Genomic DNA, 14,316 nt, shown 5'->3' with positions numbered 1-14,316 from the left:
TATTCTCCCCAACTGTGCTATACTTATCTTAGTACATTCTTTGAGATTGGAGCTAGTATGAAAATTCATAAAACTGTGAATCCTGTTGCCTATGAAAACACCTATTACCTAGAAGGAGAAAAGCACCTCATCGTTGTTGATCCTGGCAGCCATTGGGAAGCCATTCGTCAGACAATAGAGAGCATCAACAAACCTCTCTGCGCTATTCTCTTGACCCACGCTCATTATGACCATATCATGAGTCTGGACCTAGTTCGCGAGACTTTTGGAAATCCTCCTGTCTATATCGCAGAGAGTGAAGCCAGCTGGCTCTACACTCCTGCCGACAATCTCTCTGGTCTCTCTCGTCATGATGATATGGCAGATGTGCTCGCAAAACCTGCAGAACACACTTTTATCTTTCACGAAGAATACCAACTAGAGGAATTTCGTTTCACTGTCTTGCCAACACCAGGTCACTCTATCGGCGGTGTTTCTATCATCTTTCCTGATGCTCACCTAGTCTTGACAGGTGATGCCCTGTTCCGCGAAACCATCGGACGGACCGATCTTCCGACTGGTAGCATGGAGCAACTCCTCCATAGTATCAAAAACCAACTTTTCACCCTACCAAACTACGATGTCTATCCAGGACATGGTCCAGCTACGACCATCGCCCATGAAAAAACCTTTAATCCTTTTTTCTAGCAAGATTTTGATGATAATAAATATCACAATTTATAATAGATTAAAGCTAGAATAATACGTCCTGACTTCTAAATCATTGTTAGAAATTGATTTCAATTTTCCCATCGATTTGTTCAGATTTTATTTTATCTCACTATATTTATACTATTTTAGAATTATAAAAACGCATAATATCAAGTGTAGAAAATAGACTCCATAATATCCATAGGGGATTTACCCACTACAAATATTATAGAGCCTTTTTATTTTATCAAAATGTTACCTATCCGAAAATTATTTTCCGTTTCTATTTATTATAGGTCATCTATCACAAGCTATAATTCTAGCGAATCCACTTGCCTGATTCATCAACTTGATAACCATCTGGGGTACGTTCGTTGACAGCCATCTTACCATTTGACTTGAGATAGTAATCACCTACCCATGTGTTACGAGCGTAACTTCCTTCTGCTGTTAAGTAGTAGTATGATTTGTAGTTACTATCGTAGACCCACTCACCTTTAGCCATCTTACCATTTGATTTCAAATAGTAGCTACCTGACCAAGCATTGCGAGCATAACTACCTTCTGCTGTCAAGTAGTAATATGCTCCATAGTTTTTATCGTAAATCCATTCACTTTTAGCCATCTTACCGTTTGATTTAAGATAGTAATTGCCTACCCAAGTATTACGAGCGTAGCTGCCTTCTGATGTTAGATAGTAATATGAGCCGTAGTTCTTATCGTAAATCCACTCGCTTTTAGCCATGTATCCGCCTGATTTAAGATAATAGTTACCTACCCAAGCGTTTTGAACATAATTTCCTGATGCATTTAGATAGAAGTATGAATTATATTTTTTATCAAAAATCCACTTATTTGTTACTTTTACGCCATTTTGATAATAGGATGATCCTGACCAACCAGATTGTGTTGGTGTTGGTTTCACTGGCTTAGCAGGTTGTGATTGATCAGCTGGAACACTTGGTTGCTTGTCGGGCTTAGGTTGCTCACTTGGCTTAACTTCAGGTTTTACTTGCTCAGCTGGTTTTTCAGCAGGGTTCTTAAACAAGAAAACGTAAGTATCGTAGGTTTCGCCAAATAGATTGTATGAATGAGTTTTAGTCTTCTCATCATAGCGATTTGTTTCTTCACCTGGGTATCCTAGAAAATATAGTTCTTCTAGTTTTTTATCCTTAGTTAATGTATAAACCTGGATATCTTCTTTCTTCTCTTTTGATTTGAAAGTTAAAGCGATGCCACCACCTTGGAGAGTTCGATTTGTTCCGTAAGTTGGATTTCCATTTTCATTAGGAACTTCATAGAAGATTGTATAAGCTTCATAGTTCATTCCTTCCAACTCTGGAACTTTTACTCGAACAAGAGCAGGTCTAAACCTACTATCCATATCTTTAAATCCGCTATCTTTAAAGTTTATCTCTTTACCGTTTTCGAACATCGGTCTATTGAAGTTCGAACTAAAAGTACTTGTTTTTATATGAGATCCAGCATGAAGAAAATCTGGTTCAGCTGTCCACCAACCGTAAGATGTTTTTTCTACATTTTCAGTAGGGAGTGGAATAGCAAGGTCGTTTGTTGTTAGAGTAGGGCGACCTGCTCCGTTAAACCAACGTTTTGGCTGGTCGTTTCGATAAGGAATCTTTGGCAATCCAGCATTTTCAGCTGGCTTAACTGGTTTAGGCGCGGGTGTTGGTTGAGTAGTATTAGGTTGAGCGGCAACGTTTGGCTGCGGCGCAACATTTTCCTCGGCACGCACCAAAGTTGGCACGGCAACACTAAGAGTGACAGCAGAGAAGGTAACAATACCTAGTTTAGTGAGTTTATTCATAATTTTTCCTCCTCAGGAATATATAATTGCCTTTTTAGGCTTATAAAATGACAAAATCAACTTCCTTTCAAGACCACAAAAGCAAAATTTTGAGCCAACTCATTATCTAAACATTTAATGTCCTTGATAGAAGCCTTAAATGAACGTTCATCCATTAACTGAGCAATACAGCTATCATACTATTACATATCTTAATGATTTTTAAATTTTTTGTTGCCAAAAGCTAGCTATCTCCTTTAGAGATAGGGAACTAAGTGTATCGCGTAACGACCGTTAAACGATACACAAAAAATACCAGTCTAATACAGGTTAAAAACACTGTTAAACTCGCATTTTTTAAATATTCATATTGTTGTTTTGAATGTTTCGTCAAGCGGTCCTTAATCGAAACAAATTTACGGCTTCATTCTACCATTTTTCCCTGTTTTTAGCAATGATTTTCCGTTTTTTTTTTGACGATTGTTCGCCACTTTATTACGTTCTAACACTTTATATAGGGTTGATGTAGAAATTTGTTCAGTTTTTGCAATATTACGTATGCTTATATTTGAATGTAGATATTTGTTAAGTATCCGCTCCTCCTTTTCTTTTGAAATCCGTTTTGCTCCTAATCTAACACCATTTTCCTTAGCTTTTCGAAGTCCTTCTTTTGTGCGAAACCTCAGATTTTCCAGCTCATTTTCTGCCACAAAGCCTAAAATGATGCAAAGTAACCTGCCAATAAGAGAGCCTGTTTCTAGTTTTTCATGCAAACTGACTAGGTGAATATTAGATTCATTAAATAGTTCAATAAGTTCTAGCAGCTTAAACATAGATCGAGTCAGTCTATCTAACTTATAGATAGTGAACGTAACCTGCTTGCCATCTTTCGAAAAGTCAGAAGCCAGTTTTAAGGCTTTTGTGAGTTCAGGACGAGTGTTATTTGCACCAGATTCCTTTTCTATAAAAAGTTTATCGCAATGTTTGAGAGCTTCGATTTGCACTTTCAATCCTAGGTCTTGCTTATGAGTAGATACACGGGCGTAGCCTATGTTGATAGTCTTTTTAGACATAAAAATCCTCCTGTTATCTTGATACAGAGGGATATTTTACTATGAATTTTAAAATAAGAAAAGACTTCAATTTCATAATCCCTATGAACTACACCCCAAAAGCTAGATTGTTCTATCTAACTTTTTAGGGTGTACATAGATAGGGAAGGTATAATTATAGGAGTTTTACTTGCTTCTTTGCCTTACCAAATAATCACGCGCTCTTCTGGTGAACGCCACATACCGTCGCCTTCTTTGACATCATAGGTTGTAAAGAAATCATCGAAGTTTGGTACTTGTACATTAACACGGAGTTTGGCTGGCGCGTGTACATCGACGCTAGCCAAGAGTTTCATAAATTCTGGGCGACCTTTCATGCGCCAGATACGACCAAAGTTATAGAAGAATTCTTCTGCTGAGAAGTCTGGTTCTCGCTTAGCTGCTTCAAGAGCTGCAGCGATTCCTCCCAAGTCAGCCACGTTCTCTGACACAGTCAATTTACCATTAATGGTTGCACCATAAGAATCCTGTCCATCAAACTGATCGATAACTTTTTGTGTTTTCTCCTTGAAGGCAGTATAGTCACTCTCTGTCCACCAATCCTTGAGGCTACCATTTTCGTCAAAGGACGCTCCGTTGGTATCAAAGGCGTGAGAAATTTCATGAGCAATAACTGCCCCAATACCACCGTAATTAGCAGAAGATGACTGATTCAAGTCATAGAAAGGCGCCTGTAAGATAGCTGCTGGGAAGACAATCAGGTTCTTCTGTGGATTGTAGTAGGCATTGACCATATGAGCAGGCATACCCCATTCCTTGTAGTCGACAGGCTGATTCCACTTGCTCCAACTGTGCTTGATTTCCACACGCGCAAAGGCTAAAGCATTGTCAAAAAGACTAGCATTTTCATCCACTACCTTGTCCTTGTAGCGTTCTGGCAATTCTTCTGGATAACCAATATAAGGCTTGATAACATTAAGTTTGACGATGGCCTTGTCACGAGTTTCAGGAGTCAACCAGTCATTTTTAGCCAAGCGTTCCTTATAGACATCAATCATGGTTGCCACTTTTTTCTCTACGTCTGCCTTAGCCTCTGGAGAGAATTTTTCATGTGCATACCAAAGACCCAAGGCTTGTTTGAAAGGGCCTTGTGCTAGCTGGTAGGCTGCCTTGACCTTGTCTTTAGCTTCTGGAACTCCTGAAAGCGCACGGCTATAGGCACCTGACAAGACACGGATTTCTTCTGTTAAATAGCTGGTTGAAAGATTCACAACACTCAAAATCAAGGTTGCCTTGAGGAGAGGCCAAGCTTCTTCACTATAGAATTGGTCTGCTGCTTGCCAGAAACGTTCCTCGTCTACGATAACCTTGTCTGGCACTTGTCCAAGAACGGCTTTGAAGAAGTCATCCAAAGGTAGGGCAGGCGCAAATTTCTTGAAATCTTCGTAATCATATGGATGGTAGAGTTTAGCATACTCTGAACTTTCTTCATTAGAAAGCACCACTGCTGCAATTCGGCGGTCCAATTCTAGCCTTTTCTCTAACAAGTCTTCAATTTCTTCATCAGAGAAATCATAAGCCTTGAGAAGATTTGCGCTGCTTTCTTTCCAAAGAGTCAAGAGCTCTTCGCGCTGAGGATGGTCTTCTGCATAGTAGGTCGTATCTGGCAGAATCGTGCTTGGAGCGCTAGCCCATAAAACGTTGATTCTGGCATCCATAAAGTCTGGCGATACACCAAAAGGAAGGAAGTTTGGTTTTCCAGCAAGTTCAAACTCTGCTAGTCTAGCTGTAAAATCTGCAAAAGTCTCCAATTCTTGGAATTCTTTAAGGAGTGGTAAGACAGGTTTGATACCGTCAGCTTCTCTCTTGTCAAAATCATGAACTAGGCGGTGGTATTTGACAAAGTTTTCCAAGATAGCATCCTCAGGCACCTCTTCACCTGCCAACCACTTGTCTGTGGTCGCCAACATCAAGTCTTCAATTTCCTGGTCTAAATCAACAAAACCACCTGTTTGAGACTTATCTGCTGGGATTTCAGCTGTCTTCTGCCATTCTCCATTGATTGCATCATAAAAATCATCTTGATAACGTGTCATCTTGTTCTCGCTTTCATTTTTTTAAGTTATTGCTAGCTTAACAAAAATTGCTTGGGAATGCAATTAAAAATGAACTTTCCTTTTCCATCATTTTTCAGGTGTTATTTTAATTTTTTCAAAAATTAACTTGACTTAATTTTTTTTTTAATGTATATTAAGAGACAGGAGGAATATAAGTTTATGATACGTATCGAAAACCTCAGTGTCTCCTACAAAGAAACGTTGGCACTTAAGGATATTTCACTAGTGCTCCATGGACCAACAATTACCGGTATCATTGGTCCAAACGGTGCTGGGAAATCAACATTATTAAAAGGGATGCTGGGAATTATCCCACATCAAGGTCAGGCATTTCTCGATGACAAGGAAGTTAAAAAATCCTTACATCGAATCGCCTATGTCGAACAAAAAATCAATATCGACTACAACTTTCCCATCAAGGTCAAGGAATGTGTCTCTCTAGGACTCTTTCCCTCTATCCCTCTCTTTCGAAGTTTAAACGCTAAACATTGGAAGAAAGTGCAAGAAGCCCTTGAAATCGTCGGGCTAGCTGACTACGCAGAACGGCAAATCAGTCAACTGTCTGGAGGTCAATTCCAGCGGGTCTTGATTGCCAGATGTTTGGTTCAGGAAGCCGACTATATCCTCTTGGATGAACCCTTTGTTGGGATTGACTCTGTTAGTGAGGAAATCATCATGAATACGCTGAGAGATCTGAAAAAAGCTGGGAAGACGGTTCTCATCGTCCACCACGACCTCAGCAAGGTTGCCCACTACTTCGATCAAGTCTTGCTTGTCAATCGAGAAGTGATTGCCTTTGGTCCAACCAAAGAAACCTTTACCGAAGCCAATCTCAAAGAAGCTTACGGTAATCGACTCTTTTTCAATGGAGGTGACCTATGATTGCAGAATTTATCGATGGATTGCAAAAATTCCATTTCTTACAAAATGCCTTGATAACAGCCATTGTCGTCGGGGTCGTAGCTGGAGCTGTAGGATGTTTCATCATCCTACGCGGGATGTCACTCATGGGAGATGCCATTTCACATGCTGTCTTACCAGGTGTAGCCCTCTCCTTCATCTTGGGCCTTGACTTCTTTATCGGAGCCATTGTCTTTGGATTGCTAGCTGCTATCATCATTACCTACATCAAGGGGAACTCGATTATCAAAAGCGATACCGCCATCGGCATTACCTTTTCTTCTTTCTTAGCCCTCGGTATCATCTTGATTAGTGTCGCTAAAAGTTCAACTGACCTTTTCCATATTCTTTTCGGAAATATCCTGGCCGTCCAAGATACGGATATGTTTATTACTATGGGTGTTGGTGCAGTCATTCTCTTGTTAATCTGGATTTTCTTCAAGCAACTCTTGATAACTTCCTTTGATGAACTCTTGGCCAAAGCCATGGGAATGCCTGTCAATTTCTATCACTACCTTCTCATGGTACTCTTGACTCTCGTGTCTGTGACAGCCATGCAAAGTGTCGGAACTATCCTGATTGTAGCCATGCTGATTACCCCAGCTGCAACTGCTTATCTGTATGCTAATAGCCTGAAAAGCATGATTTTCCTTTCCTCAACCTTTGGAGCTACTGCTTCAGTTTTGGGACTCTTTATCGGTTATAGCTTTAACGTTGCGGCAGGTTCTAGTATCGTGCTCACAGCTGCTAGTTTCTTTCTCATTAGCTTCTTTATCGCTCCAAAACAACGATATTTGAAACTGAAAAATAAACATTTGTTAAAATAAGGGGCAAAACCCCAATAAATTGGAGGATCTAATGAAAAAATTAGGTACATTACTCGTTCTCTTTCTTTCCGTCATCGCTCTTGTAGCATGTGCTAGTGGAAAAAAAGATGCAGCTTCTGGTCAAAAACTAAAAGTTGTTGCTACAAACTCAATCATCGCTGATATTACTAAAAATATTGCTGGTGACAAGATTGATCTTCACAGTATCGTTCCTGTTGGTCAAGACCCACACGAATACGAACCACTTCCTGAAGACGTTAAGAAAACTTCTGAGGCTGACCTCATTTTCTATAACGGTATCAACCTTGAAACAGGTGGCAATGCTTGGTTTACAAAATTGGTAGAAAATGCCAAGAAAACTGAAAACAAAGACTACTTTGCAGTCAGCGAAGGCGTTGATGTTATCTACCTTGAAGGTCAAAACGAAAAAGGCAAAGAAGACCCACACGCTTGGCTTAACCTTGAAAACGGTATGATCTTTGCTAAAAATATCGCAAAACAATTGAGCGCTAAAGACCCTAGCAACAAGGAATTCTACGAAAAAAATCTCAAAGAATATACTGATAAGCTAGACAAACTTGACAAAGAAGCTAAAGAGAAATTTAACAACATTCCTGCTGAGAAAAAACTCATCGTAACCAGCGAAGGATGCTTCAAATACTTCTCTAAAGCCTACGGTGTCCCAAGTGCCTATATCTGGGAAATCAATACTGAAGAAGAAGGAACACCTGACCAAATCAAGACCTTGGTTGAAAAACTTCGCCAAACAAAAACTCCTTCCCTCTTTGTAGAATCAAGTGTGGATGACCGTCCAATGAAGACTGTTTCACAAGATACAAACATCCCAATCTACGCACAAATCTTTACTGACTCTATCGCAGAACAAGGTAAAGAAGGCGACAGCTACTACAACATGATGAAATACAACCTTGATAAGATTGCTGAAGGATTGGCAAAATAAGCTAGCTATTGGTTTATCTATGCCTAGGTTCTTGACTCTCTTTACATTACTTCTAGTACTAGCTTTGTTAGTTCTATCTCCAACTACAAAACATCATTTATAAGAATAGATATTTCTTAAATCAGTACGAACGAAGTGAGCTATACCAGATATTTCTCACTGTAGTGGTATCCTAGATAAGAACTTTGATCTTATCTAGGACGGAATTTTTGAGACCTAAGGCTCAAAAATTAGGGATGAAATTCCGAAGGAAGTTGCTCCCGTCCGCACTACCTTCGAGAAATATCAAATAGATAAAAAATCTGAAAAACGTCATTCTCACGTGAGCTGACGTTTTTTTTCTGCCCATATTTCCGGTCAAATCATTGGAAAATTCCGGCTGTTTCAGCTAAAATGGAAGAAAAAAGATTGGAGTATCCTATGGTAACTTTTCTCGGAAATACTGTGAGCTTTACAGGTAAACAACTACAAGTCGGCGACAAGGCGCTTGATTTTTCTCTCACTACAACAGACCTTTCTAAAAAATCTCTAGCTGATTTTGATGGGAAGAAAAAAGTCTTGAGTGTCGTGCCTTCTATCGATACAGGTATCTGCTCAACTCAAACTCGTCGTTTTAATGAAGAACTGACTGGACTGGATAATACAGTTGTCTTGACTGTTTCAATGGACCTACCTTTTGCCCAAAAACGTTGGTGCGGTGCTGAAGGTATTGAAAATGCCATCATGCTCTCAGACTATTTCGACCATTCCTTTGGACGTGATTATGCCCTCTTAATCAATGAGTGGCACCTCCTGGCACGCGCAGTCTTTGTCCTCGATACTGACAATACGATTCGCTACGTTGAATACGTGGATAATATCAACTCTGAACCAAACTTCGAAGCCGCAATTGCAGCTGCTAAAGTCCTATAGAAAAAATCCTCTGTCACAAAGAGTTCCTTACTCTTTGAAACGGAGGATTTTTCTTATTCTTTAATTATTGTTTATTTTGAAATGAATCCTTCAAAATCTTTTAGTTGAAAATTATATTTTTCAGTGAGTAACACATTATCCACTGCAACATCTTCTCCCAATGGGTAAATATTTCTTTTGAAACGGTTGTAGGAGGAAAATCTCTCCTACACTATTATTGATTTTGAGAGAAAATTGCAAAATATCATCTACCAAACTTTCAATTATTAAGATTTTTTGCAGTTTATCTGAATTAGAGTCGCAAGGCTTCTCAATAATATAATTGTCGAATTTTTTCATTCTAACTCCCTCTCCACTATTTCTTCCTTTATCAAGAAAAACTTACCTCAATATTAATAAAGTACAATTCTAAATTAACTCCAATTATTGATTCATGATAATATTTCAGTAACTCATCGTGCAATTAAAAACAAGGATTTTTATTTCAGACGATCCATCGTGAACACTTCATCTGCCATCTCCCAAATTGCCGGATTATGTGTTGCGATAATGATTAGCCTATTATCATCTCGAAGAGATAGCAAAATCTCCATAATCAACTGAGAGGTTGCTGGGTCTATTGAAGCTGTTGGCTCATCTGCCAGAATAAAGGGTGGATTCTTTAAGATAACTTTTGCCAAGGCAACCCGTTGCGATTCTCCGCCCGATAACTCAAAGATGCGCTTATCTAGGTCAAGATAAGCCAGGCCGACCTGTTCTAAAGCCTGCTTCTGCCTCAACCGCTGTTCCGCCCGACTCAACTTTTGACCAATGAGACCTAGCTTAAGGTTTTCTTCAATACTTTGGTTTTCAATTAAGCCAAAGTTCTGGAAGAGGTAGCCCAATTCGTGACGGAAAAAATCACTCGATTTATAATTGGCCAAGTCTTTACCTCGGTAAAAAATCGTCCCATCATAAGATTCTAATTTCCCAATCATGTTCATCAAGGTTGTTTTTCCGCTACCACTTGAACCAATTAAGGCATAGACTTTTCCAGCCTCAAATGTCATTGAAAGATTCGAAAATAACTCTCGTTCTCCAAAAGATTTACTCACCTGTTTAAGTTCAATCATATTAACCTCCCTTCAAAACAAGCATGGACATCTTGTTTTCTTTCTGCATTTGGACATGTAACTGTAAAAGAGATAGACCAGTAAAGAGTAACGAGACTAAGAAAGCAACTACTATCTCTACCATAAGAAATACACTCGCAACAAATCCCAGTAAAAACACACCCAGTTGAGCAAAGAGATAAGTGCGATGGATTTCTAAGAACCTGAGACCTGCAATGCGTTTGATAAAAATGGCACGTCTAAATTCTTCAAAGTAGAGCCTATTCATAGTGTTAAACAACAAGATTGAAGTTGCAATCCCAAGCACAGCTCCTGCTAGCATTACCCAACGTTCCCTCTGGATATTATCCAATAATGTGATGTAGTTGTGGTAACCTGTTTGCATTTCTGAGACCCAATTTTCAATGCCTTGTCTCTGGATAAGCTCCTGGGCATCAGACAATTGATTAAAGAGAACGTAGTTCTGTACTGCGTCTACCCAAAACAAAATGGACTGTGGACCAGTTGATTGGGGTGTTATAACAATGATGATTGGATCTTTCAAAAACTGCTGGTAAGAAATAGGGGTCGTATTATACACAAAACGATCCTGACCTGATTCCAAATAACCTACCGTAGCAGTCATTTGCTGTCGTTCATCTTGACTAGACATGCGACTGGTTAAGTCGTCTTCAAAAACAGATTTATAATGTTCTTCCTCTGAACGGAGGTGTTCAGGCAGCAATAAGACAAACTCCCCTACATCAAGGTGATTCATCTTTTGCTCAATAGTTGTATCTACAGGAATGTTTTGACGCTCCAAGTATTGCGGTGTGACGATAAGGACATTGCCATTCGGGTTGTAATCGTGCCATTCTGTAGAGGTTATAAAGTTTTTGGAGGAAGCCATGCCATTTTGCAAAGTACGGTCAATTAACTGGTGTCTAGATAAGAAAGCCTTTTGTTCTGAAACAGCCAGATCCATCAATTGATACCAAGTTCTGAGTTTCCTTTGAGCTTGTTCATCAAAACCAGGACTCGTTCCTTCACGGCTGATTGATAGGGTAATCAGTTGCCTTTCCTGGCTCCAAGCCTCTTGTCCAATCCGATGCTGTTGCCAGGCTTGGGAATACTTTAAGCTACTCCCTATTCCCAGCGTTACAATAATAATCGCTAATAGTTGACCGATTAAAATCAAACTAATGATTCCTCTGACAGGCACTTGCCCTTTTATAATCTGCATCAGGTGTATCTTTTTTATCCCAACTGCGAAGAGTTGAGCGAAAAACAGGGAGATCGACAACAAGATGAGATTATAACTGAGCAAGCCTTCTCCTATGGTCATTAGGGATTGCGTTGGAAGCGACAGAATTTTTTGCATAAGAATGGCGAGCACGCCAGCTAAACTGAAACCAACAGCTATCCCTTTCAAATCCTCACCAACTGGTCTAAGGAAAATGGACCACCGTTTCTCTCCTGAAATGAGGCGAATGCCCGACGACCGTAATTGGCTAATTTGACTAATTAAAGTCAGTGCTCCAAAGGTTAAGATGAAAATCAATAAACTGATTAACTGAAATCCGTTACTAAAGATAGCCATTAACGTAGATAGTTTAGATGGAATTGTCAGGTGCATGTTAGTCAAGCCAAGTTGACTTAGCTCCTCCCTTAGCAAGTGAATATCTAGGTTTCCATCGAATACAAAATAGTTTGTTTCAACACTACTACTTTGAGCATCTTCTAGATTTTTTTCCTGTAGCCCATCAGGCAACTTTCCGTTCCCAAAGGTCGTATAAGAAAACACTGGAGTACCTTCTGAGTTAGGATCCTGGTGTTGAATCGCAATAAAGCTATCCGTTTCTTCTGCTAGTTTTTCCAAGCGTGTAGCAACATGCTGAAAAGTTGTTTCAGGGGAAGAATCACGTACAACAACGTTGGGGTAATAATAGGAGACATATGTATCAGTCCAAATGGTAAATACCCAAACAAAGAACAAACTAGCAAGCAGGTTGGATATGAGTATAAATAATTTTTTCATAGTGCATTCCTTATTCTAAAATAGAGGACAGAAATACCCATGCCCTCTATAAACTAACAAGCTTAATAAACTATTGATAAAAGAATCTTCTTCAATTATTCTTTACCATCCCGCATCAAATGTAACTTGCTCCCCAATTATTTGGATCATGATAGCCTCCATAGGTCCACTCGCCACCACGGTGAGAAGCTACCAAAACAGGAAGAGCCAAACTAAATGCCAAAACGGCAAGGGATGATGCAACTACATATTTTAATTAGAAATCTCAGTCTGAATTATAGTATCCTATTTTTTCCTCCTTTCTAACTGCACGTTCCTTTCTACAGGCAGAGACCTAATTTTATAAACTAATCTTAAATACTTTAGATTTTGTAACTCATAATTTTCAACAGTTGGTTAGCTATGAAAGCATTTTATCAAACATCTCCATTCTTATATCTATCTGGTATTGTTACAAGCTCTCATAAGAATACCTTTCTCTAAATAGTTGAATTTTAAAGTAATACGACATCAATCAGCCTTCCCAACATCAAGACCATTGGACTTCTTTTGTGATTGCACTCGAATCTCCAATTGTTTATTCTTCTGAATAAACTGTTGGTAAGGAATTGTATTACTAAACGTAAAAACCCCTAGTAATGCTAATATAGCTAATTTTTGAATTCCACAATTTTTCTTCATTCGTGAAACCCTTTTCTTTTTCGTTATTCTTATTTTAACAGATATATTTTATGTAGCCAAGCATTTTTATGTAATTTTTGACTTTTTTTTATTTATTACCATAAAGAATTATTTGTTTCTTTAACTTACTATTTTGAACTAAAAATTTTATAATGAAATTAAGTAAATAGGAAGGTTTATTATCTTTAATGAATACACTCGCAGAGAAATTCAGATTGAAAAGAAAAGAGTTGAGACTCTCCCAACAAACTCTTGCAGAAGGAATTTGTGAACAAAGCCAGATTAGTAAAATTGAGAGAGGGCATTTCATTCCCTCCGCAGACCTTTTGTTCAAACTCTCACAGCGACTTGAAGTACCATTAGATTATTTTTTTAATGAACAAATTGAAATTAAATCTAATCTCTCTAATTTCAAGCAATTATCTGCTCGACTATTAGATGACAGAAATTATGACAATTTGGAATATATTTATAGAATAGAGATTGAACGAAGTACTTTTCTAACACTAGAAGACCGAACTTATCTTGAATGGATTAAAGCTATTATTGACTTCTATCAATATGACAGTAAGTGTGAGGCTATTTCTTCATTGGAAAATATATTATTAAAAGTCTCCTCAAATACTCTGATTTATTTAAAGGTATTGAATACTCTATCTAATTTCTATTCCTTAGTGGGCCGTGAACAAGAATATGAGGCAAACTACTCTCATTTGATGGAGTTATATCAGACAAAAAATTTTGAGCATCAGGAGTTTTTATTTGGTTACATCAGAGTTCGTTACAACTACGCTCACTACCTAGTATCAAAGGAAAAATATAACGAAGCCATCCAAGAAGCTCTTGAGACGATTGAACTCTGTAAACAAAGACAGACAAGCTACCAACTGGCTCCTCTACTTATTCTTGTAGGAAATGCTGGAGCCAAATTTCTAGACAAAGAACAAGTCAAAAATTATTATATAGAAGCAAAAGAGTTATGTAAGATTTATAACAATCCTTTAATGTTGATGAAGATAGAAAATTATTTGAAGGAATTAGATACTGTTTAGTTAATCTTGACATTATAGTTTTTCTGAAACGTTAAATAACCTGTAAGGCTGATAGTGAAATTAATACTATCAGTCTTATAATTATGTGACTATTAGTCCGTCTCGCTCCGCTAGGTGCGAGACAAAAAAACCACCCGTTTGACGGGTGGTCATGATTTACGAGTAAATACAAGTCCAATCTGATAAAAACA

General features: G+C 38.5%; 12 protein-coding genes and 1 pseudogene. 6 read left to right on the top strand and 7 right to left on the bottom strand.

Going from position 1 to position 14,316, the window contains the following annotated elements; translation table 11 throughout:
• Nucleotides 1–57: 57 nt before the first annotated feature.
• Entirely contained in the window at nt 58–687 is a 630-nt protein-coding gene (locus M1G05_RS00745; RefSeq protein ID WP_247952711.1) for an MBL fold metallo-hydrolase, read from the top strand.
• 322 nt (nt 688–1,009) lie between these two features.
• On the opposite strand, the gene M1G05_RS00740 is transcribed toward M1G05_RS00745, so the two are convergent.
• The 3 genes from M1G05_RS00740 to pepO form a co-directional block, all read right to left on the bottom strand.
• Complete coding sequence (locus tag M1G05_RS00740; RefSeq protein WP_247952710.1) at nt 1,010–2,515, bottom strand: PspC-like choline-binding domain-containing protein; 1,506 nt, start codon at nt 2,513–2,515, stop codon at nt 1,010–1,012.
• Between the two features lie 395 nt (nt 2,516–2,910).
• Nucleotides 2,911–3,567 carry a recombinase family protein gene (locus tag M1G05_RS00735; RefSeq protein ID WP_247952709.1) on the bottom strand — a complete coding sequence of 219 codons (657 nt, stop codon included), beginning with the start codon at nt 3,565–3,567 and terminating at the stop codon, nt 2,911–2,913.
• Nucleotides 3,568–3,749: 182 nt separating this feature from the next.
• The gene (pepO, locus tag M1G05_RS00730) at nt 3,750–5,642 is read right to left on the bottom strand and encodes a M13 family metallopeptidase (RefSeq protein WP_247952708.1); all 1,893 of its coding nucleotides are present in this window, start codon (nt 5,640–5,642) and stop codon (nt 3,750–3,752) included.
• Between the two features lie 180 nt (nt 5,643–5,822).
• Between pepO and M1G05_RS00725 the strand changes: the two genes are divergently transcribed.
• The 4 genes from M1G05_RS00725 to tpx all read left to right on the top strand — a co-directional run bounded on the left by M1G05_RS00725 (nt 5,823) and on the right by tpx (nt 9,263).
• Entirely contained in the window at nt 5,823–6,545 is a 723-nt protein-coding gene (locus M1G05_RS00725; RefSeq protein ID WP_084925687.1) for a metal ABC transporter ATP-binding protein, read from the top strand.
• Complete coding sequence (locus M1G05_RS00720) at nt 6,542–7,390, top strand: metal ABC transporter permease (protein ID WP_000559787.1); 849 nt, start codon at nt 6,542–6,544, stop codon at nt 7,388–7,390. Before M1G05_RS00725 ends, M1G05_RS00720 begins: the two co-directional genes overlap by 4 nt.
• A gap of 31 nt (nt 7,391–7,421) precedes the next feature.
• Nucleotides 7,422–8,351, top strand: a complete 930-nt coding sequence (gene psaA / locus M1G05_RS00715) for a metal ABC transporter substrate-binding lipoprotein/adhesin PsaA (RefSeq protein ID WP_000733074.1) — start codon at nt 7,422–7,424, stop codon at nt 8,349–8,351.
• A 420-nt stretch (nt 8,352–8,771) separates the two neighbouring features.
• On the top strand, nt 8,772–9,263 hold the full coding sequence (gene tpx / locus M1G05_RS00710) for a thiol peroxidase (RefSeq protein WP_247952707.1): 492 nt from the start codon (nt 8,772–8,774) through the stop codon (nt 9,261–9,263).
• Nucleotides 9,264–9,443: 180 nt separating this feature from the next.
• Here tpx and M1G05_RS00705 read toward each other — a convergent pair.
• From M1G05_RS00705 to M1G05_RS10005, 4 genes and pseudogenes are all read right to left on the bottom strand, one after another.
• Nucleotides 9,444–9,602: pseudogene (locus M1G05_RS00705) on the bottom strand (competence protein ComA); the annotation flags it as partial.
• A 140-nt stretch (nt 9,603–9,742) separates the two neighbouring features.
• Nucleotides 9,743–10,375 carry an ABC transporter ATP-binding protein gene (locus M1G05_RS00700; RefSeq protein WP_049524595.1) on the bottom strand — a complete coding sequence of 211 codons (633 nt, stop codon included), beginning with the start codon at nt 10,373–10,375 and terminating at the stop codon, nt 9,743–9,745.
• A 1-nt stretch (nt 10,376) separates the two neighbouring features.
• The gene (locus tag M1G05_RS00695; RefSeq protein WP_247952706.1) at nt 10,377–12,392 is read right to left on the bottom strand and encodes a bacteriocin-associated integral membrane family protein; all 2,016 of its coding nucleotides are present in this window, start codon (nt 12,390–12,392) and stop codon (nt 10,377–10,379) included.
• Between the two features lie 510 nt (nt 12,393–12,902).
• Nucleotides 12,903–13,073, bottom strand: coding sequence for a PhrA family quorum-sensing system peptide (locus M1G05_RS10005; protein WP_084925426.1), 171 nt, complete (start codon nt 13,071–13,073; stop codon nt 12,903–12,905).
• 188 nt (nt 13,074–13,261) lie between these two features.
• On the opposite strand from M1G05_RS10005, the gene M1G05_RS00690 reads away from it, so the two are divergent.
• On the top strand, nt 13,262–14,125 hold the full coding sequence (locus tag M1G05_RS00690) for a helix-turn-helix domain-containing protein (protein WP_084925428.1): 864 nt from the start codon (nt 13,262–13,264) through the stop codon (nt 14,123–14,125).
• The last annotated feature ends 191 nt before the right edge of the window (nt 14,126–14,316 follow it).

Source organism: Streptococcus mitis, from assembly GCF_023109515.1.
Taxonomy (GTDB): Bacteria; Bacillota; Bacilli; order Lactobacillales; family Streptococcaceae; genus Streptococcus; species Streptococcus mitis_CS.
Note: the sequence above shows the minus strand (reverse complement) of the source record. Positions and strands in the feature narration are given on the sequence as shown.

Bases quoted from the DNA above. Each gene is read 5' to 3' on its own strand.
- psaA (WP_000733074.1), top strand. From the start codon at position 7,422: ATGAAAAAATTAGGTACATTACTCGTTCTCTTTCTTTCCGTCATCGCT.
- tpx (WP_247952707.1), top strand. From the start codon at position 8,772: ATGGTAACTTTTCTCGGAAATACTGTGAGCTTTACAGGTAAACAACTA.
- M1G05_RS00745 (WP_247952711.1), top strand. From the start codon at position 58: ATGAAAATTCATAAAACTGTGAATCCTGTTGCCTATGAAAACACCTAT.
- M1G05_RS00690 (WP_084925428.1), top strand. From the start codon at position 13,262: ATGAATACACTCGCAGAGAAATTCAGATTGAAAAGAAAAGAGTTGAGA.
- M1G05_RS00695 (WP_247952706.1), bottom strand. From the start codon at position 12,392: ATGAAAAAATTATTTATACTCATATCCAACCTGCTTGCTAGTTTGTTC.
- M1G05_RS00725 (WP_084925687.1), top strand. From the start codon at position 5,823: ATGATACGTATCGAAAACCTCAGTGTCTCCTACAAAGAAACGTTGGCA.
- pepO (WP_247952708.1), bottom strand. From the start codon at position 5,642: ATGACACGTTATCAAGATGATTTTTATGATGCAATCAATGGAGAATGG.
- M1G05_RS00740 (WP_247952710.1), bottom strand. From the start codon at position 2,515: ATGAATAAACTCACTAAACTAGGTATTGTTACCTTCTCTGCTGTCACT.
- M1G05_RS00720 (WP_000559787.1), top strand. From the start codon at position 6,542: ATGATTGCAGAATTTATCGATGGATTGCAAAAATTCCATTTCTTACAA.
- M1G05_RS10005 (WP_084925426.1), bottom strand. From the start codon at position 13,073: ATGAAGAAAAATTGTGGAATTCAAAAATTAGCTATATTAGCATTACTA.
- M1G05_RS00735 (WP_247952709.1), bottom strand. From the start codon at position 3,567: ATGTCTAAAAAGACTATCAACATAGGCTACGCCCGTGTATCTACTCAT.
- M1G05_RS00700 (WP_049524595.1), bottom strand. From the start codon at position 10,375: ATGATTGAACTTAAACAGGTGAGTAAATCTTTTGGAGAACGAGAGTTA.